A 24136-nucleotide genomic window follows, 5' to 3' on the forward strand; every position below is an offset into this window, starting at 1 on the left:
TCCCTAGGGGATTTCGCTGGAATTCTCTTAGAAAATGTTCCCCGATTGTTCTATAATTGGGGGCATGAAAAAGCTCACGCACAGCCAGGTCATTGGAGAGATCGGCGAAGCCGCGGCGCGCCTCCAATTTCTCAATATCGGCTTCCAGTTTGACGGCCGGTCGCGCCTTGAGGCCGGCATCGACGGCATTGCCGAAGTCATGGACGACGGGAAGCCGCTGGCGCGAATGATTGCCGTGCAGGTGAAGGCTACGGATGTCGGTAAATACACGTCTGAAAACGACGAGGGCTTTACTTACCTACTTCGCAGCGAAGACCTTGAATATTGGAGAGGCTCGAATCTTCCCCTGATTATCGTTCTCTACCGGCGATCTGACGATTCGTTTTTCTGGCAGGAGATCGAGGTCGGTGTTGGCCCGGAGGAACGGCGTCTCACTTTTAACAAGCAGCGGGACGCGCTCACCAAAGACTCGGTTGATCGCCTTGCGGCATTGACGGTCCCCAAAGCTGGTTTCGGCTATTACGTGCCGCCGCTCGGTGGAGGCGAAGAGGCTCTCGTCAATTTACTGCCGATTATTCTGCCGACGGAAGTTTTTGTGGCAACGACGCAATATAGCGGAGCTAAAGCGGCTGCGATCCTTCTGGACGGCGATGAGGCGCCGCGCTTCGACTGGGTAATCAATGGCGGGACGTTCTGGTCATTTACGGATCCCCGGCAGTCATGCTGTCGTTCATTAGTCGACCTCGATCAGGTTGAGGGGATCGAAACCGACTTGCTTGCGTTTCATGAAGATGAAGTCGAACGCAACAAGTTTGCCCATCTCTTGCGTCAAACTCTAAGGCATCAGACATACGCCGACCTTCGCTGGGACAAGGAGCGGAAGTTGCTTTATTTCAAAGCAGAGGCTCCAAACACGCCGCGCACCTTTTTCTATGACGCGACAAAAAAGAAGACGGACGCAGATGTTGTGAATGTGGTTCGCGCCAAGAACGAAGAGGCGCGCGTCGAATTTGTCCGCCACCACGCTTTCATTCCGCGGTTTGAAAATCTGTACGATCAATGGTTCTTGACCATTAGCCCAACTTATTTTTTCACGACCGACGGTTTCATTCCCCACTCTTATCCGCAAGCGTTGCTTGCCGGGAAAAAGCGGATGGATAAGAGCGCGTCTCTGCGAGGACAGGTCATCATGTGGCACCGGTATCTTACCGAAAGCGACAGAGCTGGCGCCGATCTGTTCGGTTCCGTTAGCACGGAGCCTCGCCTCAAGTTTGGGGAACCGCCCAGCGTGGCTCTGCCGACGCGCGTACCGGAGGATGCGTGGGCTACCCCCAAGAAAACCGCCGCGGAAGAGGATGATGACGACGCTCAGTCCCTCATGAGGTTTGCGTGACCAGGTTTGACACAAGGATATTTCCTGAACCGGAATTGGAGTTTGGTGATCAGCATCACCATCCTGATCCGCGTCTAGGCCTTCTGGAGGCTGGCCCGCTTCAGTACCCGCTGGGCGACGTCATGAAGATTGCGGTCGTCGGGAATACGAAGACGATCGAAGACGCACAGAAATTCATGGAAGCAGCAGCGGCTGGCCTCGCCGGTAAGACGGAAAAGCATCCGAATCTTCATCCTGACTTTCCCGGCCTCGGCAACCAAAATCCTTTTCGGTGCAAGCTGGAAATCGTGGTGTCGGCGGCGCTACCCCAGGCGCGCATCGACAAAATCCGGAAGGAACCTCTGAACGACAAAGCCGTCGAGATGGCTGTAGACGAGTTTGTCGCTCAGCTCGAAGTTATTGCGGAAAGCAGCAGTCGTCCGGATGTCGCAATTATTGCGCTCCCAGTCGGGTTGATCGAGCGCGTGTGGAACGCGAAGGTCGACTCTGGAGGGACAACCGAGAAGGACGATAGCGGAGGATCCGATGCGCCGAACTTCCGCGGCTTGCTGAAAGCTAAAACCATGCGCTTTAGCTTCCCGATCCAAATTGTGTGGGAGGATGTATTTGACGACAGCGTCGTCATTCCGCGTAAGGTCAAGGAAAGCAGCGCTCGAAAAATACAGGACCGCGCGGATCGCACATGGAATCTGCTCACCACTCTGTACTACAAGGGAACGGGCCGCATCCCCTGGCGACGCTACCCCAAGGAAGGCGAATACGCCGCGTGCTATATCGGTATTAGCTTTTACCGTGAGGTCGGCGGGCAGCAGCTGTTCACGAGCGCAGCGCAAATGTTCGACGAGCGCGGACGTGGCTTCATTTTGAAGGGCCGCCGTGCCCAGACCGAGAGTCGCGGCAGGCATCCATACATGACGCGCGAGGACGCGCACGATTTGATCGACCAAGCGCTTGCTGCCTACAAGCAGCATCACATGAACTACCCGGCACGCATCATCGTCCTGAAAACCTCGAAATTCCGTGACGAAGAAGCTGACGGGATCATCGAAGCGCTCGATGCCGTAGGAGCAGAGCTTCGTGACCTAGTTTGGGTTCAAGAATTGGTTTCGATCAAAGTGCTGCGCGACGGCAACTATCCGGTGATGCGTGGCACGTTCGTTGAGCTTGATGGCAAGGGGCTTCTGTATACGAACGGCAGCATCCCATACTACGGCACGTATCCGGGCATGTACGATCCGCGGCCACTCCTTGTCTGTCCCCATCCCCGGAGCGACAGCACCGTCGCCCAGTTGGCGGACGAGATTTTTTCGCTGACGAAGATTAATTGGAACTCGACGCAGATGAACCAGAAGCTTCCGATCCCGATCCGGGCGGCACGCGCAGTCGGCGAGGTCCTCAAATACGTCACGGACGACGTCGTAACCTCGGACTACCGGAAGTACATCTGATCGGCGCGTCACTTCCAGGGTCTACGAAGTTTCCGCAAGTTTTCGCAGACATTCCTAGACACAAATTGGGCACAAAGCAGCAGGCGAATTGTTGAATTAGTTCAGTTATTTGCTGCAATTTCTCGTGCTCATAACCTGAAGGTCAAATCGTTGGCACGTTCCATAACATTCGTCGAAGGACGGGTCTAGAATCCAATTGCGAAATACGTGAAGTAAGTTGCGGTAAGGACCGGCATTTGCATCGTTGCTGTATAGTCTTAGCCTCATGACGGCCATCTCAATTGTCTCCAGTTTCCTTCTGACAACAACCAAAGGCTGTCCAAGATCCGGTTCGGTGGAGATTTTTGTAATCGTTGACTGTATCTGCAGATAAGCAGAGTCCTCACTCGGCCGCGGCCTATATTTGCGTTCGACGTCTTCGAATAGCTACCTTTATCCGCCAAGGTCGTGCCCACCTTTTATGGTCTCGGTCTTACCGTCCGCGTATGTCGGCGTCATCGCATAGGAGCCGCGTCCGGTTTGGCTATTTGCTTCGAAGCTAATTGTCATCTGCGCAAAATCAACTGACATGACATTGCTTTGCGAAATTGCCGTGTTAGAAGCTGCTCCTAAATCAAAGGAGCTATCATGGCAAAGAAAGCAACGAAGAAGCGCGCCAAGCGGCGTGAGTGGACGAAGGATGACATCAAGGAATTGAAGGCGCACTCGACGGCGCGTACGCCGGTTACCAAGATATCAAAGCAAACTAAGCGCACGGTCGGCGCGCTGCGGCAGAAGGCGTTGCATCTCGGAATCGGCTTGGGCCATCAGAGATAGCGTTGCTCAGTAACTCTCATCCATCGAAACCATCGTGCAGGGAGCGCTCGCTCTACGCAAGGTTCTGGCAGCTAAACAGGAGCGCCGGGTGTTCGCGACCGGGGCGCTTTTTGTTTGAGACGCTCAAAGCCCGTCTCATCGCGTCAATCAACGACTGCCGCCAGCATCCAGATCGATAATTTCCGGGGAATTCTGTCGGCTTTTCAGACCAATACGCTCCAGTGACTCGACCCCCGACGTCTCCCAAACCGCTCTTCCGAACAGGAGCCGGCGCGTCGTCCTCGCGAGTCGAAACCCGGCATTCCGAAGGATCAACAAGCTCTCGTGCCATCAATGCAGTCCCATCTCCCATTTGTAGGAATAGTTACTGATCTTTCTTTCAAATCATGCGCAGCAGCTCTGTCGGAAGTTTCCAGGTCGTGAGGTGGTTTTTGGTGAATACGACCGCCGCGCCGGCGCCCGCATTGCGCTCGTTGCGGGCGTAGATTCCGGAAAGTGAAGCGCGTTCCCGATGCGGAGCGCCGGATAAAAACAAACTCCCGCTCGGCCCAAAAGCTCAAGTGGTGTGAATACGCCGCGAGCGTTCCTCGAAGACGGCGGCTTCGCTCTCCGGGAGCCGCTGCAATCGAACCGCCACATGCTTGTGGTACGGCGTCGCCGCGATCGGATCGCAATTGCCGCTGTCGGTCAGGGCATTGACGCGGGGACCGTTGCTGAGCCGTTCACCGTCGCGGGTCGGGTAGCTTTGACCGTAGCCGTGCGGTAGTGCGAGCTGGCCCTGTCGTAGGCTGTCATCCACCTTGCAACGGACCACGACCCGGCCGGCTGGTGACTGAACGGCTATCCATTCGCCGTCGCTCGCTCCGAGCTCGTTGAGGTCACGTGTATTGATTAGCAGCGCGCCATCGGGATCGTCACGCCGCCAAGCCGGATCGCGGAAGATCTGATTGCCGTTGAACATGCGCCGCTGGCCAGCGGCGAGTACGAAGGGGTAATCCTTGGGCATCTGCGCCGCCGCCGGATCGAGCCTGCCGAGCCATTCGAGCAGCGGTGCAATGGCGAGATGCACCTTGCGGTCGGGATGGCTGACCAACGACCACACGTCCTCATAACCATGCTCGGTGATGGCAACACCGCTCCGCGTTCCGACGATGGCGTCAAATAATGCATCGCCCAGACCGGCGTCTGGCACGTTGCCATGAGGTCCGAGCGCGCGCCGCACCGCTTCGGGTGCGCGCTTGGCACAGGCTTGCGCCGCCTGCCAGAGTGGCGCCGCTGCCGCCGTGCCGTCCGCCAGGGTTGTCCCTAGGGTATGATAAAGCACAAGAGCGCCGACCGCGGAGCTTTGCGGATTGGCGCTCATGAAGGCGCGAAGTGCTTGCGCAAACGCGGGCCGTGATTGGAAGGCGGCTTCGCGGAGTGGCGCCAACGCGTTGTCGCCGGGCAGTAGCCCTAACGCGCGAGCGAGCCGCGTATAGATTTCCGGTTCGGGCAGGGTACCTTGCAGCGGCGGTACTGCGCCAGAACGGACATGGAAGAAGTTCTTCGGGAATTCGAAATTGAATAGCGTGAACTCGGTCTTCTCATACTGCGAAGAGGCGGGCAGCACGTAATGGGCAAGCTGGGCCGTTTCGGTCATGGCCACATCGACGACGACACAGAGGTCGACCGCGGCAAGCGCTTTTTCCACTTCTGCGGTATTTGCCGCGGTGTTCGCCGGGTTGGAGCTGTCGATCCATACCGCACGCAGGCGGTCGGGATGATCGCTGAGCACCGCTTGCGGGAATATGTTTGGCGGCAAGAGCCCACCGATCACTTCGGTATCGGTTGCGGCGAATTTCTGATTTGGTGAGTTGCCCCAGAGCGGCATCAACCAGCTATGAAGCTGGTTAGTACCTGGCCTGCCAAAGCTCCCTGTAAGCATGATCAGGAGCTTTTCCAGATAGGAATTGAGGGTCGAGTTGACGCCCTGCTGTATGCCGAGTTCGACGCGGACCGTCATCGCCTTGGCCTCGCCGATCATGTCGGTACAGCGTTCGATCTGGTCAAGCGGGATGTCCGCTGCTGCGGCCCAGTCTGCGACAGGAATGCGGAGCAGGGCGTCCTTCACCTCGCCGAAGCCCGTCGTATGCGAGGCGATGAATTCGAGGTCTAGCGCATCGCGGCGCAGCAGAGTGGCGAGGATCGCCCCTAACAGGAATGCATCCGCGCCGGGACGAACGGCGAGGTGGAGGTCGGCCATCTCGGCGGTCTCGGTACGCCGCGGGTCGATCACGATCAGCTTGCGGGCCGGATCCTTCCTGATCTGGTTTAGGTGGTCGCGGGCATTGGGGAAGCCGTGGGCGATCCAGGGGTTGGCGCCGATCACGAAAAGGAGATCGCAGTGATGCACGTCCTCCGCCGTGTGGCAGGTCTGGCTGCCGAACAGATGACCGTTGACCCAGAAATCCCCGGTCTTCTCCTGCGACAGCGCGTTGAACACGTGGCGCGAGCCGAGTGCGCGCAGGAACCCGGTCGCGTAGGCGCCGCCAGCATGATTGCCCTGGCCGCCGCCGCCATAGAGGGCAATGCTCTTGCCGCCGTGGCGGTCGACGACATCCCGTAGCCGCGCGGCGATCTCGGCAATCGCAGTATCCCAGTCGATGGCGTCAAAGCCGCCATCAGGGCGTCGCCGCAATGGTGTGGTCAAACGGTCGCGATGGTGAGCATAGTAGGGAATGCGTGCCGCTTTGTTGCAAAGATAGCCCTTTGACTTGGGATTGTCGCGGTCGCCCCGCACCTTGGTAAGGCGCCCCTCCTCGACGAGGACCTCAACCCCACAATTGACGTAGCAGATGTTGCACGCGGTTTTCTTCCATTCTGCGCTCGACATCGCACCTTCCTCCCGGACTGGATGGCAGCAGACATTATATGATGGACGTAATAAAACAATCTGGCCCACAGGCGGGCCATTCGCAAGCGAACGGTGTTCCAACACATGCGGGAGCTGGGCGAGTAACGGTGACGCGCTCTCACGCGAGCAGTCCTGTGCAGTCGGGTACGATCCTCGCTAGGAAAGGTGCTCCCTTATTTGGAAATGCCCGCTAAGCAATTGATATGATTGGAGGCGAATTCGGCCAATTTTTCCAAACGCGGCTTGACTTCGTTGAATGATCAAGCAGGTTTTGATTCCGCCATTCGGAGGTTCGATCCCTCCCGCCCCAGCCAACTTAACGCATTGATTTTTCATGCGATTTTTGTTGATGCCGATCTGTCATTCTGAACGGCTTTGGCACTCGCATTCTGAACGTCCGTTGCCGCTTGGTTCGCTAGCATGTGGGCGTGTCGCTTCCGCGTCGCCGATAGCATCCGGACCTCGGTGCGCTTGGCGTATCCCGCATAGCTTTCCCGGGTGCGGTGCGCAGATAGGGCCCGACCCTGGCCCTCGGTCAGTTCCGCCTCCTCGAGCTCGGTCATACCCCCGTGCCGGCAGGCGTCCAGCGTGAACTCCTTCGGCAGGCCGATTTCCTTCCTCATGCGCTGGACGATCTTTTGCATGCCAGAGAAGGAGTAGGGCTTGGAAACGCCTTCCTCGATTTCCCGCAGAATCATGGGTACGCCGCGACGTACGAGCTTGGCGAGCACCCCCTCGGCTTCCTCGTAGAATCTGACAATCTCGCCGGTTGGCAGTCGCTCTTCCAGGGGATGGTCGATGACGGCTCCGGTCTTGTGGTGTTCGATTCGAATCGTTGGCTTTTGCCCGGTCCGGTAACCGGTCCATTTGATGTGGCCGGCAATCACGTTCTCCGGGCGCTGCAACCACTCGAAACAGATGACCGCTGCAGCGCCACACTCCGGCTCACCGTGCTCCACGCAACCGTGTGCGAACTTGTAGGTCTGCTCTCGCGTAACAGCGTGTTTGACCTGCTTGACCCGGGTTGCCATCGTGACGCCCAGCCAAGGGTTCGGTATGTCCGCTGGGAACTCGGCGGGGTGCAACCGATGAACAACTCGCCAGGCCTTTCGGCACAACACGACTAGCTTTTCAGCGGTCCGCAGCCGGTTGCCTTTTCCTCCCCTGACGAAGGCGTCGTAGAGTTTGTCCGCTCCCAGAGGGGTGACTGACTTGATCGGCCGGCCGCCGATGCGATCGCCGCGTTTGGTCAGCGTGTCGCTGATCTCGCGCATATTCCATTCATAGTTTCGGCGTGAGCGCGGCTTTACCTTCTCGAGGTATGCGCGGCTCTGCTTGTACTCCTGAAAAAGCCAGTCGATGGTCCCGATCCTGGGCGCAGCTTCGCTCGCTATGGGAAGTCCTCTGCGGGCATCCATCCATTCGTCGAACAGGCCGTTCAAGGTCGCAGCGCGTCCGCCTTCGCCACAGGCCCTGCCGTACTCAGTGCCCAACGGCTCATTCGGGACGGGGCAACCAAGTTTCCGGTACTTGGTCGGCACATTGTAATAGAACGCTGTCGCGCCCGACGCCAAGACCTTGGGAATGACGTGACGAGGCAACTTCACGCTTACAAATCCGCGGCGATGTCGGTGGCTCGAACCGACTCCGGTGGGAGAATTGCCGCGTCCAGATCGTCTCTCAACCACAGCTGGCGCCTTCCCTGCTTGACCCGTGGTTGAGGATACTCGATGCCGACTCGTTTGAGAAATGCTTCGACGGTTGTCTCCCCGCAGTATCCTGCTGCAATCGCCGCCGTCATGCGGCGCGGCCATGAACCGGTCGGAATGATGGCAGAACGTCGCATCGCCAGGACTCAAAATGCTGATGTGATCTCAGGCAAATAGCAAAGCCGCGAGTAACGACAGTTAGTTGCTTGGTGAAGTGCGCATCGCGACGGACAGGGGGCGTGCCAGTTCGATTGCAGAGTCTTCGATTGCCATCAAACACCGCAAGATAGGTTCGATCAACTGCAAGCCGAGCAAAGTTGCTGCATCCCGCTCCCAGGTCGGGGTGTTTGCGTCATCTCGGTATGATTGATGACTACTTGGTCAAGCTGATCATCTTCCCGTCATTGCATCTGGCTCGTTGGCTTTTGTTTGGCGCGATTTCCGACAGCTTGAATGACGAGGAGAGCGTGGGAGTACCAGCCACGGACTGTCCGCTCCGCGCTATCCGCTTGCAGTCGGCAATCGACTGCGGGTTGATTGCCTGAAGCCTGTGATCTCGCCGGGAGAGGTGTAGGAAAACTGAAGAAGCGCTTCGTTGAAATGATGAGGCGAAAGCAAAAGCGCGCAATGAGGTCTATATTCGGCAAACTTGGTCATGTGCCGTTCTTGTCTGCGCGTGCGGCATTGGCCGCACCGGGCTCTCGTGAACCGAGCCGCGTAGCGTCTCGGCCATCCGGCTTCGATCCCTCGCGCAAAGAGAAGATAATAATGTGTCGCTCGCCGGAGGCACTCGCCCGCGGGCCCAGCCGTCATTACATGCCGGCGTCGCTATCGCTGTCCCGCGTTCGGGTACCTTGTTAACCGGTCTTGCGACTGCAGTCGCCTCGGTGCCCGCGGTCATTGCATGCCCGCGTCGCTATCACTGCCCTTTCGTCGGCTGCCTTCTTATATGGGCTCACAGATCTCTCTTTTCGCAAGGCGCTAATGGGCGCCGCCCCTCGCGCGCGCCAGGGTAAAGCGCCGGCTGGCGCCGGCGCCGACCCGAGCGGTCTCCCCGGTCTTCCGCGCTTTTCTCGCTCTGCTGACTTCGGACGACATGGCACACACGCTTGTGCAGACCCGCTCTTCGAGCGGCCCTGTTCGGGCGGGAGATACCCCTCCGCTCGGATCGCCCTGGCACTTGCTACCCCCGGCCTCGCCGACGGGCAGGGGCGCAGGCGCGGAGTGCGCCTTGCACCCATGTAGTCAAAAGGAAATCGATCATGTCGGCTAAAGCAGTTGGAATACCGAGCGGAACCGAGGTTCGCGTTCCGCTCAGCAAGCTCAAGAAATCCCCTAAGAATGCCCGCAAGACGCCGCACAGCGAGGCGGCGATCGAGGCCTTGGCGGCGAGCATCGCGGCCAAGGGCATCCTGCAGAATCTGGTCGTTGAACCGGAGGTCGATGGCGAAGGGGCGGCGACGGGGTTCTTCTGCGTGACCATCGGCGAGGGCAGGCGGCTGGCCCAGCTGCTGCGGGTACAGCGCAAGGAGATCAAGAAGAGTGAGCCGATCCGCTGCATCGTCGATACCGCGAACGATCCCCACGAAATCAGCCTGGACGAGAACGTCACCCGCGAGAACATGCATCCGGCCGACCAGTTCGAGGCGTTCAGGAAGCTGGCGGACGAGCGCGGCTTCGGCGCTGAGGAGATTGCGGCCCGCTTCGGCGTCACGGCGCATGTGGTGCGGCAGCGCCTGCGGTTGGGGGCGGTTTCGCCCAAAGTGGTGCAGCTCTATCGTGATGGCGATCTGACGCTTGAGCAACTGATGGCCTTTGCCATCACGGATGATCATGCCCGGCAGGAAGCCCTCTATGAGCGCCTGCCCTTCGACCCGGATGCCAGCACCATCCGCCGTCTGCTCACCGAAACCCACGTCGCCGCCACGGATCGCCGCGCGCGTTTTGTCGGCCTCGAGGCCTATACGGAGGCGGGAGGCACGGTGCTGCGCGACCTCTTTACCGAGGATCGTGGCGGCTATCTGGAAGATGTGGCGCTGCTCGATTTGCTGGTGACGGCAAGGCTCAATCGCGAGGCGGATACCCTGCGGGCGGCCGAGGGATGGCGGTGGACCGAAGCTCATCTCGACTTTCCGCATGCCCACGGCATGCGCCGCGTCTACCCGCATCCGGTCGAGCTCTCGGCGGAAGATCAGGCCGCGCTTCAGTCCGTTCAGACCGAGTTCGATCGGCTGACCGAGCAGCATCAGACGGCCGAAGAACTGCCTGACGACGTGGACGCGCGGTTCGGCGGACTGGAGGCCGAGATCGACCGGCTGGAGGCAAGACGGCAGGCCTACGATCCCGACGACGTCGCGCGCGGCGGAGCCTTTGTGGTCCTCAATCACGATGGCACGGTGCGGGTCGAGCGCGGCTTCATCCGGCCCGGAGACGAGAAACCCGAGGCTAAAACCGGGCCGGACAGCGGTGGCGAGGCGCGGGATGAAGGAGACCGGGAAGGCGAAGAAGCCGCGCGGGATGGTGAAGACGACGAGGGCGCGAGCGACGAGGAGGACGAGGACCAGCCGCTGTCCGACGCTCTTGTTCGCGACCTTACTGCGCACCGAACCTTGGGTCTGCGTCTCAATCTGAGTGAGCAGCCTGACGTCGCCATCGTGGCGGTTACCCATGCGCTCGCCGCGCAAATCTTCTATCTCGGCGCGGCCGCTCACGTGGTCGGCATCCAGCCGGTGAAGACCGATCTGGCTACGCACGCGGACGGGATCGAGGACACGGCGCTCGGAAAAGCGTGGTCGGATCGCCATGCCAATTGGGCAAGGCAGATGCCCAAGGACGTCGCCGGACTGTGGGAATTCGTGGTCGAGCTCGACCACGACAGCCGCATGGCGTTGTTCGCGCATTGCGTCTCCCTGACGGTCAATGCAGTCAAATTGCCGTTCGACCGCAGGCCGCGCGCGCTCGCGGCGGCTCGCCGTTTGGCCGAGGTTGTGGCCCTCGACATGGCCTCCCACTGGCGCCCGACGGTGCGGAGTTATCTCGGTCGCGTCACCAAGGCGGGCATTCTGGAGGCGGTCCGCGAAGGCGTCGGCGGGGAGGCAGCTGAGCGCCTGTCGGCGATGAAGAAAGCCGACATGGCGCAGGCCGCAGAGCAGCTGTTGGCGGCGACCGGCTGGCTGCCGTCGTTGCTGCGGACGGCCAAGCCGGAGGATCAGGTCGATGCGCCAGACGAGGCGCACGGCAATGATCTCCGTTCGCAAGCAGCGGAGTAAGTGGTGAGCCGGGGTCGCAAGGACGGCCCCGGCAAGCTCCAAATTTGCAGCCGCGCACCTGACGGCGCGCGGCTGGTTCAGTCGAAGTGAAGCGGCGATTGCCCACGCTGGCGCTTCCTCAAACGAGGCCACGATCCGTCCGATCCATGCTGTTTGCGGCACCCGGGATGGCCGTGTCGCGCCTCTTTTTGCCGCGACAAGGCGATTAGGCCGGGGCTTTGATCGTGTCCGGACCTCGCGCGTTGAGAGCGCAATCCGGCGGATTATCCTGGAGGCGGCGTCGTTGCCTCACCCCGAAAATGCGATCGGGTTCGCGTTCGTTTGTCCGGTGCATCGTCCCCGCCATTGGTGCGCAGACGTCGACGTCTTTTGATCGATCCCGCCGCTTTCCGATGCTGCGCTGGCCGTTGGCAGGCATGGTAATCTCCGTCAGTTCGGGCACGGGCTCGCGTCCAACGCACCCTCGATTGGGCTGATCAAGCCCGGGGGGCGGCCAAAGCCTCGATCGCCTTCCCGCAACGGCTGCGCCTGCTTTTTTCCCCTGCCGCCAAGCGGCGGCATTCCTCGCGCAAGACAAAAAAGCGGGCTTTCGCCGTCCTCCGCTGGCGCTGCGGGCCTTGTGGCTGCGGGCCGATCGCTCCCCGGGCCAGGGATCGCCATCGAGGCTGCGATGGACGCGGCCCGAGCAACAGACGGAGATTACCATGGCGACCATCGGCACCTTCACCGCTTCGGACAACGGCTACACGGGCGCGATCAAGACGCTGACGCTGAACATCAAGGCCAAGTTCACCGCATCCGAGAAGGACAACAACGACAAAGCTCCCGACTACCGCATCTTCGCAGGTAGCACCGAGTTCGGCGCCGCCTGGAAGAAGACCGTCCGCGACAGCGATCGCGAATATCTCTCGGTCAAGCTCGACGATCCGAGCTTCCCGGCCCCGATCTACGCCTCGCTGGTCAAGGTCGAAGGCGAGGAGGGTTTCTCCCTGATCTGGTCGCGCCGCAGCGGCGACTGATCCGGTCGGATCATCAGCCCCGCCTCCTCGGAGGCGGGGCCTTTTTGCGTTTCTTGCGCCGCTTTGGAAGGGTCCGGAGGGGCATTTTGTGCTCGGACGAGGGGCCTCGCGGTCGGTGAGAATGCGATCGATTGGACGGGATTTGAGATGCGTTTTGTCGTGAGTCTCGTGGAAATTTGCGTCGTCGCGAGCTTAGAATTGAGGCAGTTTCACAGGCAGGAATGACGTCTCCGCGTATGCTCTCAGAGCTCGAATTGCCGTCCGTTTGTTGAGTGAAAGGGTGTTATTCCGTGGCACTCGGAGGATATTGTCGCGGCAGAGAGAGGAAACAAGAACGGGTGAGGTGAAGCGCACAAGACGACCGATTAAACCTGCAAGATAAAAGTACTGGCGCCTAAGGGTGGCTAAGTGGTTGTCTGCACATCCAAGATTTAGCGCTATTGCGGTCTACGATGTCGCCAAAGCCAAGCCAAGTCCAAGGCGCGTCGTCTTGATTGCGTCTGCGAATGGTGAATTTGGTGAGAAGCTTGGGCTGTTAGACCAACGACCATGAGTGCAGCCAGCAGCAATAGGATCTTTACTTTGAGCTTCGCATTACGGTTTACCCTTGGCACGAGATTGGAGCATCGGACCAAGACCATGTTTCGCTCTTTGGCCCGCGGCACCAAAGTCAACTATGTTAGTGTTCGCGAACTCCTTCACATTGCCGTCGGACCTTGAGCTTGCCTGGCAAGGTCGTCGGACACGGCGGCGCGCCGATGGTTCCGCATCAGCGTTGTCATGATGCATCATCTCATCGGCATACTCAGCAACTTCGTGCTAGATTGGAGGGAGAAGAAGGGGGCCCGCCGCGACGGTGTCGCCGGGAGCTCGCCAAGTCAGCACCAGGCGCTCAGCGATCCCGGCATAGATTCGACGCATGCGCGCCGATTCGTCTCGCGAAAGGCCAGCGCTCTGGCTGATGGTCTCACTAGTGAAAATCGGCATTGTCTGGTGATCACCAAAGATCTTCAGGCTTGGACACAATAGCGGAGTCTTGCTGGGTCGCTCTCAAGCCTCATTTGCCGAACGTTCGAACGACGCGATGGCGCGTTGCACCGCACGAGCTGAATCTTGAAGCCTATTCAGGAGCATTTTCAGCTCCTCTTGTGTCGCTTCCTCCAGACGCAGGTTGTCGCAAGCCAGGAACTCCTGGATTAGGTGGTCAATGGAGACTGTCTTGACCGCCGACGAGCAAGCGGATGCCTCCCCAGCGACGGAGGATGCAATTTTGCCGTCGCTAGCCAGAACCATGTCCACGGACACGTTAGCGAGAACTGCACGTTCGATGACCTCGAGAGGGACCTCCAATGAAGCCACAACTCTCCCGGTCGAAATGTCGAGATAGCCGACGTTCGAAATTTCTCGCCCACATTTGACAAAGGGACGGAGGCGCAACTCAACTGGACTTGCTGGCATAGGTCGCCCAATTTCCTGAAGGGAGGGAAGGATATCCATTTTATGACTCATAGTCTATGGGCTAGGCGGCACAGTTTCTCTTGCTGTCCTGCATGCGCTTGCAGGATCGAGTCGGCCTCAACATTCAAGAATTGCGTCGGGCCAGGAAGCTCAGCCAAGAAGAGCTCGCGGGCTTGTCGGAGGTCCATCAGACGTATTTGAGCGGGGTCGAGAGCGGTAAGCGAAATCCGTCGCTTTTGGTGATTGAGCGGATAGCCAAGGCGCTAAGGGTCGACCCGGAGGAGTTGGTTCGTCGACGATGACTAGCACGAGGCCGGTTAGCGACCGGAAGCCATCGCAACCATTGATGGTTGGATCGGATCTGGCAGGCCCGCACAGCTGAGTGTCGTTGCGCAGGTTTAGGAAATGTGTGAGGCAGCTAGCGGCCTCAGGCAAGCCGCGCCGCTCCGGAAGATTAACTTTGAGGCTGCTTACTCTCGTCGAGTCGAGGGGCAGCCCGTTGCGCCACGTAAGTATTTCGCGTTCGGTCTAAGAACGGCGTGAGTTTCCCCTCTACCGCCAATCGTAAGCTTGGATTGAGCGGAATTCGGCTTTGAGGGCCTCCGACGGCGTTCCGTTCATGGCCTCGAGCTCGGACAGAGCTTGAGCGATAGTCATCCAAGGCGGTGCAGCGTATCGGCCCTCGCCACGACGGCGGGCAGCTATGTCGTCGATTATCAGGCGGCGCTCAGGTTCGTCCAGGACATGAGGGCTTTCGAAGAAGATGAGACGACGTGCCAGGCGTCTCAATCTACCATCTTGTAACCGCTGGGCGACGTCCGCCCTCGCTTGCCACGGCAAGGCATGAAACTGCCGGCATAACGCGGAATCGGCATCCGAGATGAAATTCCCACCATAGATCTGTTGCTCGACGTGTTCGGACGACGGATAGACCGGCTCGATCGACGTAGCCGCGCGGGTCAGAGTCGCCATGAATTCATGGTCGCCGCGAACCGAAGACGCGCGCCGCGCGAGTTCGTCTTCGGTCAAATCGACGAACCGATCGGGTTCGATGTCCCACATCGGATAAAGCAACGGAGACGCGTTGACCTTCAGGCGGCGGATCGGACGTGGCTCCTGCGTCAGGCGCTGCGATAGTTCGGTGTCATCGAGCTTCCGTAGGGCGTCGATGTCGGACGCTAGGTCGAGACAATAGTGAGAATTTCCGTCGCTCGGGTTGATTCCGACCCTCGTCAGGAAATGCATCACCTGAGGACGCCCGAAGTAGTCGAAGTAAGCGAAAGCTTCCTCGTCCCGGACGAAGTCGACCACTGCAGCCTTGGCCGAGAAGCGGAGAAATGTCGACCAGAGGTCGGGTGCGCCGGCGCGCACCAGCCGGCACAGACCAAGCATGGCGTCGACGTCGGCTGCGGCGTCGTGGAGCGCGCGCGACGGGACGCCGTTCGCCGCCGCCATCGCGCCGAGCCTATGAGTGGGGCGACCGTCCGGCTCCAGGCCCGCGCGCATCACCGACGGATGCAGTGTCGTCGCTGCCCGCATTAGGTTGAGCACGTCGGCGCGAGCGTTGCCGTTCGTGTTGGTCAGAAAGATCGGATGCAGGCATTGATAGAACGCTTGCCGCAGAAACTCCTCGTCGAACCGGATCGAATTGTAGCCGAGAAAGGTCGCCGGGCACCACGAAGCCAGCATACTGGCGATCCTGCACACCATCGAATAGTGCGACTGCCTGAACGGGCTGTTGGCTTCGGCGAGCGTATGTCCGGTGACGAGTAATGCTTGCGGCGACGGAACGACGTGAGGCAGGAGACGCGACTTCGTTTCGAACCGGTGAGTCTCGTTGAGGTCGGCGTCGGTCCTGACGGCGGCGAACTGAAGTATCTGGTCGAAGCGCTTGTTCAACCCCGACGTTTCGAGATCGTACAGGATAAATGCCACGACCGCGATCGCCTACAGCCTTCGGAGCGTGAACTGGAGGGCGGCGAGACTGACGCGGAAGCGATTGGCAATGCCGATCAGGTAGTCGTCGTCCTGGATGTCTCGGGACGATTCTGCCAGTACCTGCCGCACCAGCCGCTCGGGCATCAGGAGTTCGGAAGCGAACGCATTGGCTTGCTTTTCCAGGGGATCGATGCCTTCCGCCGAAATGGAATCGCGCGGAATGAAATTCTTACCCTTGTCGATCAGCACCGTCGCTTCCAGCTTCGCGCGATGCAGGACTACGTGCGCCAATTCGTGCGCGATGGTGAAGCGTTGGCGGTTCGGATGGTGGTTCGAGTTGACGCCTATCACCGGCTTGCCGTCCCGGATAAACGCCATGCCGGACAATTCGTCGTCGAAAGGCGAGTAGTCGATGCGGACGCCCAAGATCTTCGCAAGCTTGTCCACCGGAACAGGCGGTGCCTTCAATCCAAGTCGCTTTACCAGGGCACTCGCTTGCGCTCTCGCCTCGTCCAGTTCGTTCATTTCCGGCCCCCGCTCGTCCGTCTCACGTAGTTCTCGATCTGCGCCCGTTGCGTGTCATTCACGTCGCTGCCTTCGATCATCAGCGGTCCACTCGCCTGCTCGAACGAGAAACTGCTCGGAACGAGCTCTGTGATCGACTCGACCTGTAGCGCCTTCGCCAACCTGTAGACCTGATGAAGCATCAGCTTCTGTCGCCCGCTTTCGATGTTGGCCAGCGACGCCCTGGTCAGTCCGATCATGTCGGCCACCTCCGCCTGCTTCAGGCGCAGCTTCTTACGTCGCGCCGCAAGGCTCGCGCCAATAATCCGATAGATCTCCAAATCAGCCATGCCGCTCCAGAGAATCGCAGTTCCGGCGAGCCGTCAACCTTGCAAACATTTTTGTGCTTAATGCAAACATTACTAAACATTAATATTGTATCGATGTTTTTCTGGCCGGACTCGGCTAAGTTGTCGGGAACAAGGATCTTCCCGGATCAGGAGCAGATCGGCCATGAACTACGTTGCAGAGCGTTCACAGTTGCGTCGTTCGGAGCTGCTCGAGCTAATCGAGCAGGCCTGTCAGCACCTGGAACCCTCGGCCTATCAGCGCGATCTTGCCAAGCAGCGATACGAAGGCGTCGGCGACTGGCTTGCCAGATCCGACGACTGGCTTCTTGCTGCCGTCGAGATCCGCTTGCAAGGGTCCATCGCCATAGGAACCGCCGTCAAGCCGATAGGGGTCAACGAATTCGATGTCGACCTCGTCGCGCATGTGCCAGAGACCGACATCGCGCTCTCACCGGCGCTGCTCAAGCAGCGGATCGGCGACCGGCTGCGCAGCAACGGCAACTACGCGCCGCTCTTGAAGGAGATGCCGCGCTGCTGGCGGCTCGACTACGCCAACGAATTCCATCTCGACATCACCCCATCGATTCCGAATCCGGAGTGTCGGTTCGGCGGCGAGCTCGTGCCCGACAAGACGCTGAAAGCGTGGAAGGCATCGAATCCGCTGGGCTACCGCCGCAAGTTCGATCGCCGGGCGGCGCTCGTGCCGCGCATCCGGTCGGTGTTCGGCAAGGCGTACGACAGCGCGAGGGCGGACGGCCAGGTAGAGCCCTATCCGGAGGAGAAGCGGCTGAAGGGCATCCTGCGCCGCATCGTGCAGATCGCCAAGCGCCACCGCGATGTCCAATTCATCGACGACGACCAAGGCCGGGCACCACTCTCGATCATCATCACGACCTTGGCGTCGCGGGCCTACGAGACCTGTGTCGGCAACTACGAGTACGATCACGAGCTCGACTTGATCGTCGACGTGCTGCGCCGGATGCCGCTGATGCTGCAGACCGAAACTGTGGCCGGAAGCGTTGTCTGGTATCTCTGGAATCAGACCACCGCGGGCGAGAACTTCTGCGAGAAGTGGAACAAGTACCCCGAGCGGACGGTCGCTTTCTTCGAATGGCACGACAAGATTGTCGGTGATGTCGAACGCCTCGCCGCGGCGCGCGGGCTCGATCAAGTCCGGCGAATCCTGGGCGACATCTTCGGCACGGCACCGGCGAACAAGGCGATGGATTCGCTGACCGAGCGGGTGGATGCCGCACGCGCGTCGAACCGCTTGTCCGTCACCAGGTCGGCGGGCTTGGTCGTCGGCACCGCCGCGAGCGCGACGCCCGTCCGCGCCAACACCTTCTTCGGTGACGGGAAGTGATTGATGCGCCTTGGGCGGCCGAAAGCGCTGACTATGGCGCAGCAGTTTATCAACCTGCGGGGCAATCCCGTCAGTGCAGGCAGCGGCTGCCTGAGGTCCGACAGGTTGACGTGGACCTACACCACGTCGCCAACGTCGCTCAGCCGCGATTACCAGATCCGGATCGAGATGGCCCCCGAGAGTGCGCCGAAAATCTTCGTCGACGATCCAGACGTCCAGGTTCTCGCCGGCGGCCGAGATGTCCCGCACGTTTATTGCAATCCAACGCGGCTCTGCCTCTACCTTCCTGGTACGCGGGAATGGCAGCCATGGATGAGGCTTGATCAGACTGTCGTGCCGTGGACCTCGCTCTGGCTCTTCTATTTCGAGGACTGGCTGGATTCGGATGAATGGAAGGGCGGGGGCATGCATCCCGCACGCGCTTCGCGGACAAGGCGAAACCGGCGTCGTCTCGGATTCCGCGAGCCGTCCGAGTACGAGATTGGATCCGCGCATGAGTGATGAGCTACGCACCTACAAGATCCTGTCGATCGACGGCGGCGGAATCCGAGGAGTCTTTCCCGCAGCCTTCCTAGCCAAGCTCGAAGATCACCTGGACGAGCCGGTCGGATCGTATTTCGACATGATCGCCGGAACCTCGACCGGCGGCATCATCGCGTTGGGTCTCGGTCTCGGCCTTTCCGCCCGCGACATCCTGAAGCTCTACGAGGAGAAGGGACACACGATCTTCGACCAGCAGCACGGCGCTATCGGCAATTTTGTGCGCCAGCGGCTGCGCGGGGCTTTACACCTTTTCGATTCCAAATATTCTTCGCAATCGCTCAAAGATGCGCTTGCCGGTATCCTCGGCGAGCGGCGGCTAGGTGAGAGTCGTACCCGCCTCGTCATACCCGCATGGCATCCGATGCTCGAGCGCGTGTACATCTACAAGACGGCCCATCACCCGAGGCTCGAGACCGATTTCCGTGTCCGGGCGCTCGATGCGGCGATGGCAACCGCAGCCGCCCCGACATTTCTCAAACCCCATATGACCGACGATGCTGTCGAGCTCGTCGATGGAGGGGTCTGGGCGAATAACCCGATCGGCGTCGCCACGATCGAGGCGGTGGGTATGCTGAACTGGGCCGCCGACAGACTAAAGATCCTCAGTCTTGGCACCATCAACGACGTAAAGGCCGCCCCTCGATGGAAAGGCAAGCTGCCGATGGCGTCGTCGATCGCTCGTCTGTTCATGGCCGGCCAGTCGCACAGTGCGCTGGGCACGGCGAAGATCGTGACCGGCGACGGCCACGGCCATCGCGCGATCTGGCGCATCGACCAGACGGCACCGGCGGGCCGCTACACGATGGACGACGCCGACCGCATCTCCGAGATGAAGAACCGTGGCTTCACCGAAGCCCGCGAGCAGCTACCCGAACTGCGCCGCCATTTTTTCGACCGCGCAGCCGAACCTTTCGTTCCCTTTCACTCCCTGTGACTCGGCGAGGCCGACATGCCCAAGAATATTGTGATCTTCTCGGACGGCACCGGTCAGGCCGGGGGTCTGCGTCCGGACGAGAACCGCTCCAACATCTACAAGCTCTACCGGGCGACCCGCTGCGGCCCCGACACAACGATCGATCCCAGGGAGCAGCTTGCCTTTTACGACGCAGGTCTCGGTTCACGGCCGCCGGGCGGCGCGTTGTTCGTCACTCGCGCCTACCGCTGGCTGCATAACGTGGCCAGCCAGGCGACGGGGCTCGGCATCACAACCAACATCATCGACTGCTACGCCGCCATCATCCGGATGTGGGAGCCCGGCGACCGGATCTTCTTGTTCGGCTTCAGCCGCGGCGCCTACACCGCCCGGTGCCTCGCGGCTGTCCTGGGGCAGTGCGGGGTGCCGACAACGATGGCAGATGGCACGCCGCTCCGACGCGACGTCGGCACGACGACCCGCATCGCTAGGGAAGCCGTAAAGAAGGTCTATCAGCACGTTAGTTCGCCCAGAGATACGGACTACCTGCCGCAGCGCGAGGCGCTGGCGAGGCGCTTTCGCCAGCAGTACGGAAGTGACGTTGGCGGGGCGTCCAACGCTGTACCGTTCTTTATCGGGGTCTTCGACACGGTCGCATCCCTCGGCAGTTACGCGCTCTCCGCGGCGCTGGTCGGCGCGTCTGCCGTGCTGATCGCTGTATTGAGCTACCTGCAGTCGTTCTTCCTGTTTCCTTTCGTTCCAACCTTGCTGTGGACCGCCGTGGTCGCGGCAGCCGCGGCGGGCGTCGCATACGTCGCGACCCACGTGAAATACGCCGTCGGTTTGCCGGGCTATTCGTTCCGGCAGACGCTGCATCTGGCTTCGCCGAAGATGAAGTTCTACGACCTGCACCTGAACAACGCGGTCTGGTACGCGCGCCACGCCATGTCGATTGACGAGAACCGCGCCGACTTCGCGCGCGTTCCGTGGGGTGGATCGCACAACAAGGGACCGCAGCGTCCCGACGAATATCCGGACTGGCTGCAACAGGTCTGGTTCGCCGGAAACCACTCGGACATCGGTGGCAGCTATCCTGAAAACGAAGCGCGCCTGTCGGACATCTCGTTGGGGTGGATGGTGCACGCAGCCAAGAACCTTCCCGACGGCACGACGCCGGACGGGTTCGGCATCAAGGTGAACGATCGGTACTTGACGCTGAATCCGGACCCGTGCGGCCCCCAGCACGATGAACGCGAGCCGGGATATCTGCGCGGGCGGTTCAAATGGGGTGAAGGCCTGCGCGAAGTCCAGGACGAGGCGATCCTGCATTCAAGCGTGCTCGCTCGCTTCGCTGCACCCGAGGGTGTCCAACACTTCTATCAGCGCGCGGCCTATCGACCGCCGAACTTGAGCAGCCACCAGAAAGTGAAGCAATATTATTCCGTGATCCCAACAAGTAATGGATCGTAGCTCGTCGATATGTGTGAGCTCTTCATGCTCAGGAAAGATCGTCCAAAGACGGATGCAGTGTGGTCGTGTAGGCGGCAGAAGGCATACCTGTTGAAGAAAGCACGTATCAGCGTGCTTCTCTCCGACGAGAAAATTTTCGCGCGCGTCGTCGTGCTCGGGCTTTGGGGCGCCCCTGTCTTGTTGCGCGCCGCTGCAGCAACGTGTTGAGCCGCGCTCGCCTGGCCGAACCACTGCCATGACGAGATCGGGGCGAGAATATCCTCGGATCGGATACAGTTGCGTACAGCTTGAACTGGTTCCAGAAGGTGATTTCGTACAGATCGCCACCTGTAGATCGCGCCCTTCGAACAACAAGACCCGGCTCTCTTTTGAATTCCTGGCCGGCTCTATCGAGTATTGCTCTTATTTCTTTCACGTCTTCGTCCTTCACCATGAAGGACTCGATCTTCTGGCAGGATTCGATAAAGGCGTGATCTTCGCGAAAAGTAATGCCGCGGACGATTTTCTCGGTCATCGCCGGAAGGCTTTTTTCCGGGATACTAATCCCAAGCTGTTCTTCAAGAGGGCGATCCCATCGCTCTCCCAACCCGGGTATCACATTTTTTCCCTTGAGCTCCTCTCCTTTGTACATCTCGCGTAGGATCTTCTTTGCCCGAGCGTCGCGGGCCGCTGCGTCACCCTCGCTCTTGGCAGCGTCAGGGTTGATGGCGCGCAGTGCCTTCTCTGCAAGTCCGGCTGACGCGGGGTTGCTTGCGTCAAGCGTCAGTCCTAAACGGCCAATTAAGTCTCGCTCCAGCCTTCCGTAACGGTCATTACACGCGATGCAGGATGGAATCTGCCACTTTTCCAGGTCGGCAGGCGTAGAATCTGGGTACCAAGACTGTGGGAAAACGTGATCCGAATTGAGCTCCACCCCGTGCTTTAGGCAATGAACACAGCGTCCTATTCGAGGTCTCTTTGCCATGTCTCACTCGTCGTTGAGGGCTCGTCAGAGACAAAAAAGCAGGAGGCGCGCACCGGCTCTGGCGCCGCAGTCTGCTTTCGATAAAGTCCGCCAGAATGTGATCGGATTTTGCACAACGTGCTCGCGCAATCGATCAATGAATTTGTGCACTACGAGCTTGCTTCGATAGCATCCACCCACTTAGGCGAATGCCAGCAAGCTGGCGTCGATTTGCATTCTGAGCATCTGAAAATCCAACCTCTGCCAACCTGTTGCCCAACTGGATTGAGAAACGACTTGTGGCCATTCACGAAGCAATTCGGACATAGCCAGTGCGGCGGCGTCGAACCACGCTTGTCAGGCTTCAGCATGTATGCCACCGAAGAATCGCCGCACTTGGCTAGTTCATAGTTTTCCTTCTCGATGTTCCAGTCCTTTAGGCTAGCAACCTCGGCCTCGAGGGCACGTATGCGGTCACTCTGCTCAGTCTGTGCCTCTCGTGCCGCGATGGCCTTTTCGAGGACATCCAGAACGACACCTTGAAGCTCAATCGACTTCGAGCGGAAAGCCTCGGCATCGCGCAATCCGATCATCGCCTTGGTCATGTCGTACGCGTTGCGAACTCCGGTAACTATCGCAGCAACCTCAGCCGCAGGCATTTTGTTTCCCTCCCGTTCTCAAGACTTGTTGTTACGCTGGAAGTCGATACTCTCGAACCATTCCTTGAATGCTGAATACGGTGCCGATCACACCAACGGCATATAAGACGATGGTCGATCCGAATATCCAGCCAAGGCCCCAAGCGATCAGCCACCAGTAGCAAAGGATAAGGCATCTCGCGAGTAGCTGATTTGAAATGTTATCTGGATCGCTGGCTGATACCCCAATGGGTGCCAACCTACCCGTATTCCCCTCCGGCCGGAAGCGGCGCGGCCGTGGGTCTTCCGTATCTTGTCCCCTTTTATCAAGTCTTAGAACCTTATCTACGCTCCGCAGGAGAAGATGCAGCTCAAGGCTGCGTGCACGGCTATCGAGATGACGGCCGGCGTAGGTCCACTCGCATCCAGCTACCAATGGGATGATATCGCGTGCTCGGTGAGCATCTATGATGGCATCGTCGCGCAGCAGCGAGACAGGCGAGCATAATCGAAGCGCGGAAGCAGAAAGCCCCCATTTGAGGGCCTCGATCCTTTAGATCAAAATCGCTATTTTTCCTTGCGTATCCGAAAGTTGAGCAGTAAGTGGGACTCGACCTAAAGGGGCGTCGCTGATGGGCCAGGATACTCCCGAGCCGAGAATTTTCCGCGTCCTCAGCCTAGACGGCGGGGGAGCAAAGGGGTTCTACACACTCGGCGCCCTTAAGGAGATTGAGGCGCTTGTAGGTTGTCCGCTCAGCGAAAAGTTCGATCTCATTTATGGTACCTCGACTGGCGCCATTATCGCCGCGTTGCTCGGGATCGGCAGGTCGGTGGACGAGGTCGAAAGTCTGTACAGAGCACATGTCGTAACAATTATGGCGCGCTGGCTACCGTGCCGGAAGACTGCCGCTCTCGAGGCGCTCGCCGCAGAAGTATTTGGAACACTAAAGTTTGACGCGTTCAGGACCGGCATGGGCATCGTTGGGACGCGATGGAAGGAAGAGCGCCCAATCATCTTCAAGACTAACGCAAACCAGGCCTTCCTTGGTAAGTCGACTTTTGAGCCAGGATTCGGGTGCACGATCAGTGACGCGGTCGTTGGATCTTGCTCAGCCTATCCCTTCTTCAAGAAGAAGTTCGTCACCACGAGCCGCGGGGAAAGGATTGAGGTTCGGGACGGAGGGTTTGTTGCTAATAATCCTACACTTTATGCGATCGTGGACGCGACTGAGTCACTTGGCTTTTCCCGAGCCGATGTACGCGTCGTTAGCATTGGTGTTGGTGAGTACGGCGACATGTGGGTAGCGTGCTTCAACTGGGTTGTCACAGCGGACCAGGCAAACCTCACCACCGGAAGCGGCCTGCACTGGCTAGTGCGAGATGACGACGCGGTATGCTGGCCATCTGCAAACTTCAAAGCCTTCACGTCGGCATTGAAGAAGTTTTGGGAGAGCTGAGCAATCAGCCGA

Annotated in this window: 21 protein-coding genes; 13 read left to right on the plus strand and 8 right to left on the minus strand. The window is 59.5% G+C overall.

Annotation, left to right across the window (positions count from 1 at the left end; translation table 11 throughout):
- The first annotated feature begins 64 nt into the window (after positions 1 to 64).
- From ACVIGB_RS44045 to ACVIGB_RS44055, 3 genes are all read left to right on the plus strand, one after another.
- Positions 65 to 1393 carry a DUF4365 domain-containing protein gene (locus ACVIGB_RS44045; protein WP_456724606.1) on the plus strand — a complete coding sequence of 443 codons (1329 nt, stop codon included), beginning with the start codon at positions 65 to 67 and terminating at the stop codon, positions 1391 to 1393.
- Entirely contained in the window at positions 1390 to 2841 is a 1452-nt protein-coding gene (locus ACVIGB_RS44050) for an argonaute/piwi family protein (RefSeq protein WP_456724605.1), read from the plus strand. The genes ACVIGB_RS44045 and ACVIGB_RS44050 overlap by 4 nt, the downstream gene beginning before the upstream one ends.
- A 627-nt stretch (positions 2842 to 3468) precedes the next feature.
- Positions 3469 to 3657 (plus strand): hypothetical protein, encoded by a 189-nt coding sequence (locus ACVIGB_RS44055; RefSeq protein ID WP_456724604.1) that lies wholly within the window; start codon positions 3469 to 3471, stop codon positions 3655 to 3657.
- Positions 3658 to 4213: 556 nt separating this feature from the next.
- Here the strand turns inward: ACVIGB_RS44055 and ACVIGB_RS44060 are convergent.
- Both ACVIGB_RS44060 and ACVIGB_RS44065 read right to left on the minus strand, forming a co-directional pair.
- Positions 4214 to 6598, minus strand: coding sequence for a molybdopterin-dependent oxidoreductase (locus ACVIGB_RS44060; protein ID WP_456724603.1), 2385 nt, complete (start codon positions 6596 to 6598; stop codon positions 4214 to 4216).
- A 284-nt stretch (positions 6599 to 6882) separates the two neighbouring features.
- Positions 6883 to 8157, minus strand: coding sequence for a hypothetical protein (locus ACVIGB_RS44065; RefSeq protein ID WP_456724602.1), 1275 nt, complete (start codon positions 8155 to 8157; stop codon positions 6883 to 6885).
- Positions 8158 to 8280: 123 nt separating this feature from the next.
- On the opposite strand from ACVIGB_RS44065, the gene ACVIGB_RS44070 reads away from it, so the two are divergent.
- The 4 genes from ACVIGB_RS44070 (at position 8281) to ACVIGB_RS44085 (ending at position 12547) form a co-directional block, all read left to right on the plus strand.
- Positions 8281 to 8436, plus strand: a complete 156-nt coding sequence (locus ACVIGB_RS44070) for a hypothetical protein (RefSeq protein WP_456724601.1) — start codon at positions 8281 to 8283, stop codon at positions 8434 to 8436.
- A 200-nt stretch (positions 8437 to 8636) separates the two neighbouring features.
- Positions 8637 to 8804 (plus strand): hypothetical protein, encoded by a 168-nt coding sequence (locus ACVIGB_RS44075; protein WP_456724600.1) that lies wholly within the window; start codon positions 8637 to 8639, stop codon positions 8802 to 8804.
- A 717-nt stretch (positions 8805 to 9521) separates the two neighbouring features.
- Positions 9522 to 11528 (plus strand): chromosome partitioning protein ParB, encoded by a 2007-nt coding sequence (locus ACVIGB_RS44080; RefSeq protein WP_456724599.1) that lies wholly within the window; start codon positions 9522 to 9524, stop codon positions 11526 to 11528.
- A 704-nt stretch (positions 11529 to 12232) separates the two neighbouring features.
- Positions 12233 to 12547: a DUF736 domain-containing protein gene (locus tag ACVIGB_RS44085; protein WP_456724598.1), complete on the plus strand. Its 315-nt coding sequence runs from the start codon at positions 12233 to 12235 to the stop codon at positions 12545 to 12547.
- Between the two features lie 1050 nt (positions 12548 to 13597).
- Here ACVIGB_RS44085 and ACVIGB_RS44090 read toward each other — a convergent pair.
- Positions 13598 to 14044, minus strand: a complete 447-nt coding sequence (locus ACVIGB_RS44090; RefSeq protein ID WP_456724597.1) for a hypothetical protein — start codon at positions 14042 to 14044, stop codon at positions 13598 to 13600.
- A gap of 53 nt (positions 14045 to 14097) precedes the next feature.
- On the opposite strand from ACVIGB_RS44090, the gene ACVIGB_RS44095 reads away from it, so the two are divergent.
- Positions 14098 to 14307 carry a helix-turn-helix domain-containing protein gene (locus tag ACVIGB_RS44095; protein WP_069278491.1) on the plus strand — a complete coding sequence of 70 codons (210 nt, stop codon included), beginning with the start codon at positions 14098 to 14100 and terminating at the stop codon, positions 14305 to 14307.
- Positions 14308 to 14557: 250 nt separating this feature from the next.
- Here the strand turns inward: ACVIGB_RS44095 and ACVIGB_RS44100 are convergent, their stop codons facing one another.
- The 3 genes from ACVIGB_RS44100 to ACVIGB_RS44110 are packed head-to-tail and all read right to left on the minus strand — an operon-like array spanning position 14558 to position 16788.
- Positions 14558 to 15940: an exonuclease domain-containing protein gene (locus tag ACVIGB_RS44100; protein WP_456724596.1), complete on the minus strand. Its 1383-nt coding sequence runs from the start codon at positions 15938 to 15940 to the stop codon at positions 14558 to 14560.
- Between the two features lie 12 nt (positions 15941 to 15952).
- Positions 15953 to 16468 (minus strand): ImmA/IrrE family metallo-endopeptidase, encoded by a 516-nt coding sequence (locus ACVIGB_RS44105; RefSeq protein ID WP_456724595.1) that lies wholly within the window; start codon positions 16466 to 16468, stop codon positions 15953 to 15955.
- Positions 16465 to 16788: a helix-turn-helix domain-containing protein gene (locus ACVIGB_RS44110; protein ID WP_456749327.1), complete on the minus strand. Its 324-nt coding sequence runs from the start codon at positions 16786 to 16788 to the stop codon at positions 16465 to 16467. Before ACVIGB_RS44110 ends, ACVIGB_RS44105 begins: the two co-directional genes overlap by 4 nt.
- Before the next feature lie 172 nt (positions 16789 to 16960).
- On the opposite strand from ACVIGB_RS44110, the gene ACVIGB_RS44115 reads away from it, so the two are divergent.
- From ACVIGB_RS44115 to ACVIGB_RS44130, 4 genes are read left to right on the plus strand one after another with little or no spacing between them, the layout of a single operon-like run.
- Positions 16961 to 18160, plus strand: a complete 1200-nt coding sequence (locus ACVIGB_RS44115; protein WP_456724593.1) for a nucleotidyltransferase domain-containing protein — start codon at positions 16961 to 16963, stop codon at positions 18158 to 18160.
- A gap of 33 nt (positions 18161 to 18193) precedes the next feature.
- The gene (locus ACVIGB_RS44120) at positions 18194 to 18661 is read left to right on the plus strand and encodes a hypothetical protein (RefSeq protein ID WP_456724592.1); all 468 of its coding nucleotides are present in this window, start codon (positions 18194 to 18196) and stop codon (positions 18659 to 18661) included.
- Entirely contained in the window at positions 18642 to 19637 is a 996-nt protein-coding gene (locus ACVIGB_RS44125; protein ID WP_456724591.1) for a CBASS cGAMP-activated phospholipase, read from the plus strand. The genes ACVIGB_RS44120 and ACVIGB_RS44125 overlap by 20 nt, the downstream gene beginning before the upstream one ends.
- 30 nt (positions 19638 to 19667) lie before the next feature.
- Positions 19668 to 21086, plus strand: coding sequence for a phospholipase effector Tle1 domain-containing protein (locus ACVIGB_RS44130; RefSeq protein WP_456724590.1), 1419 nt, complete (start codon positions 19668 to 19670; stop codon positions 21084 to 21086).
- Positions 21087 to 21192: 106 nt separating this feature from the next.
- Here ACVIGB_RS44130 and ACVIGB_RS44135 read toward each other — a convergent pair whose 3' ends face one another.
- A complete protein-coding gene (locus ACVIGB_RS44135; RefSeq protein WP_456749328.1) occupies positions 21193 to 21999 on the minus strand; it encodes a hypothetical protein in 807 nt (268 codons plus the stop codon).
- A 200-nt stretch (positions 22000 to 22199) separates the two neighbouring features.
- Positions 22200 to 22688 (minus strand): hypothetical protein, encoded by a 489-nt coding sequence (locus tag ACVIGB_RS44140; protein WP_456724588.1) that lies wholly within the window; start codon positions 22686 to 22688, stop codon positions 22200 to 22202.
- Positions 22689 to 23299: 611 nt separating this feature from the next.
- Between ACVIGB_RS44140 and ACVIGB_RS44145 the strand changes: the two genes are divergently transcribed.
- Positions 23300 to 24124 (plus strand): patatin-like phospholipase family protein, encoded by an 825-nt coding sequence (locus ACVIGB_RS44145; RefSeq protein ID WP_456724587.1) that lies wholly within the window; start codon positions 23300 to 23302, stop codon positions 24122 to 24124.
- Positions 24125 to 24136: the final 12 nt, after the last annotated feature.

It is taken from the genome of Bradyrhizobium sp. USDA 4341 (genome assembly GCF_054063755.1).

What these genes read in the sequence shown, in the direction of transcription:
- ACVIGB_RS44045 (WP_456724606.1), top strand. Translation starts at nt 65, where the DNA reads ATGAAAAAGCTCACGCACAGCCAGGTCATTGGAGAGATCGGCGAAGCC.
- ACVIGB_RS44055 (WP_456724604.1), top strand. Translation starts at nt 3,469, where the DNA reads ATGGCAAAGAAAGCAACGAAGAAGCGCGCCAAGCGGCGTGAGTGGACG.
- ACVIGB_RS44070 (WP_456724601.1), top strand. Translation starts at nt 8,281, where the DNA reads ATGCCGACTCGTTTGAGAAATGCTTCGACGGTTGTCTCCCCGCAGTAT.
- ACVIGB_RS44080 (WP_456724599.1), top strand. Translation starts at nt 9,522, where the DNA reads ATGTCGGCTAAAGCAGTTGGAATACCGAGCGGAACCGAGGTTCGCGTT.
- ACVIGB_RS44085 (WP_456724598.1), top strand. Translation starts at nt 12,233, where the DNA reads ATGGCGACCATCGGCACCTTCACCGCTTCGGACAACGGCTACACGGGC.
- ACVIGB_RS44090 (WP_456724597.1), bottom strand. Translation starts at nt 14,044, where the DNA reads ATGGATATCCTTCCCTCCCTTCAGGAAATTGGGCGACCTATGCCAGCA.
- ACVIGB_RS44095 (WP_069278491.1), top strand. Translation starts at nt 14,098, where the DNA reads ATGCGCTTGCAGGATCGAGTCGGCCTCAACATTCAAGAATTGCGTCGG.
- ACVIGB_RS44105 (WP_456724595.1), bottom strand. Translation starts at nt 16,468, where the DNA reads ATGAACGAACTGGACGAGGCGAGAGCGCAAGCGAGTGCCCTGGTAAAG.
- ACVIGB_RS44115 (WP_456724593.1), top strand. Translation starts at nt 16,961, where the DNA reads ATGAACTACGTTGCAGAGCGTTCACAGTTGCGTCGTTCGGAGCTGCTC.
- ACVIGB_RS44120 (WP_456724592.1), top strand. Translation starts at nt 18,194, where the DNA reads ATGGCGCAGCAGTTTATCAACCTGCGGGGCAATCCCGTCAGTGCAGGC.
- ACVIGB_RS44140 (WP_456724588.1), bottom strand. Translation starts at nt 22,688, where the DNA reads ATGCCTGCGGCTGAGGTTGCTGCGATAGTTACCGGAGTTCGCAACGCG.
- ACVIGB_RS44145 (WP_456724587.1), top strand. Translation starts at nt 23,300, where the DNA reads ATGGGCCAGGATACTCCCGAGCCGAGAATTTTCCGCGTCCTCAGCCTA.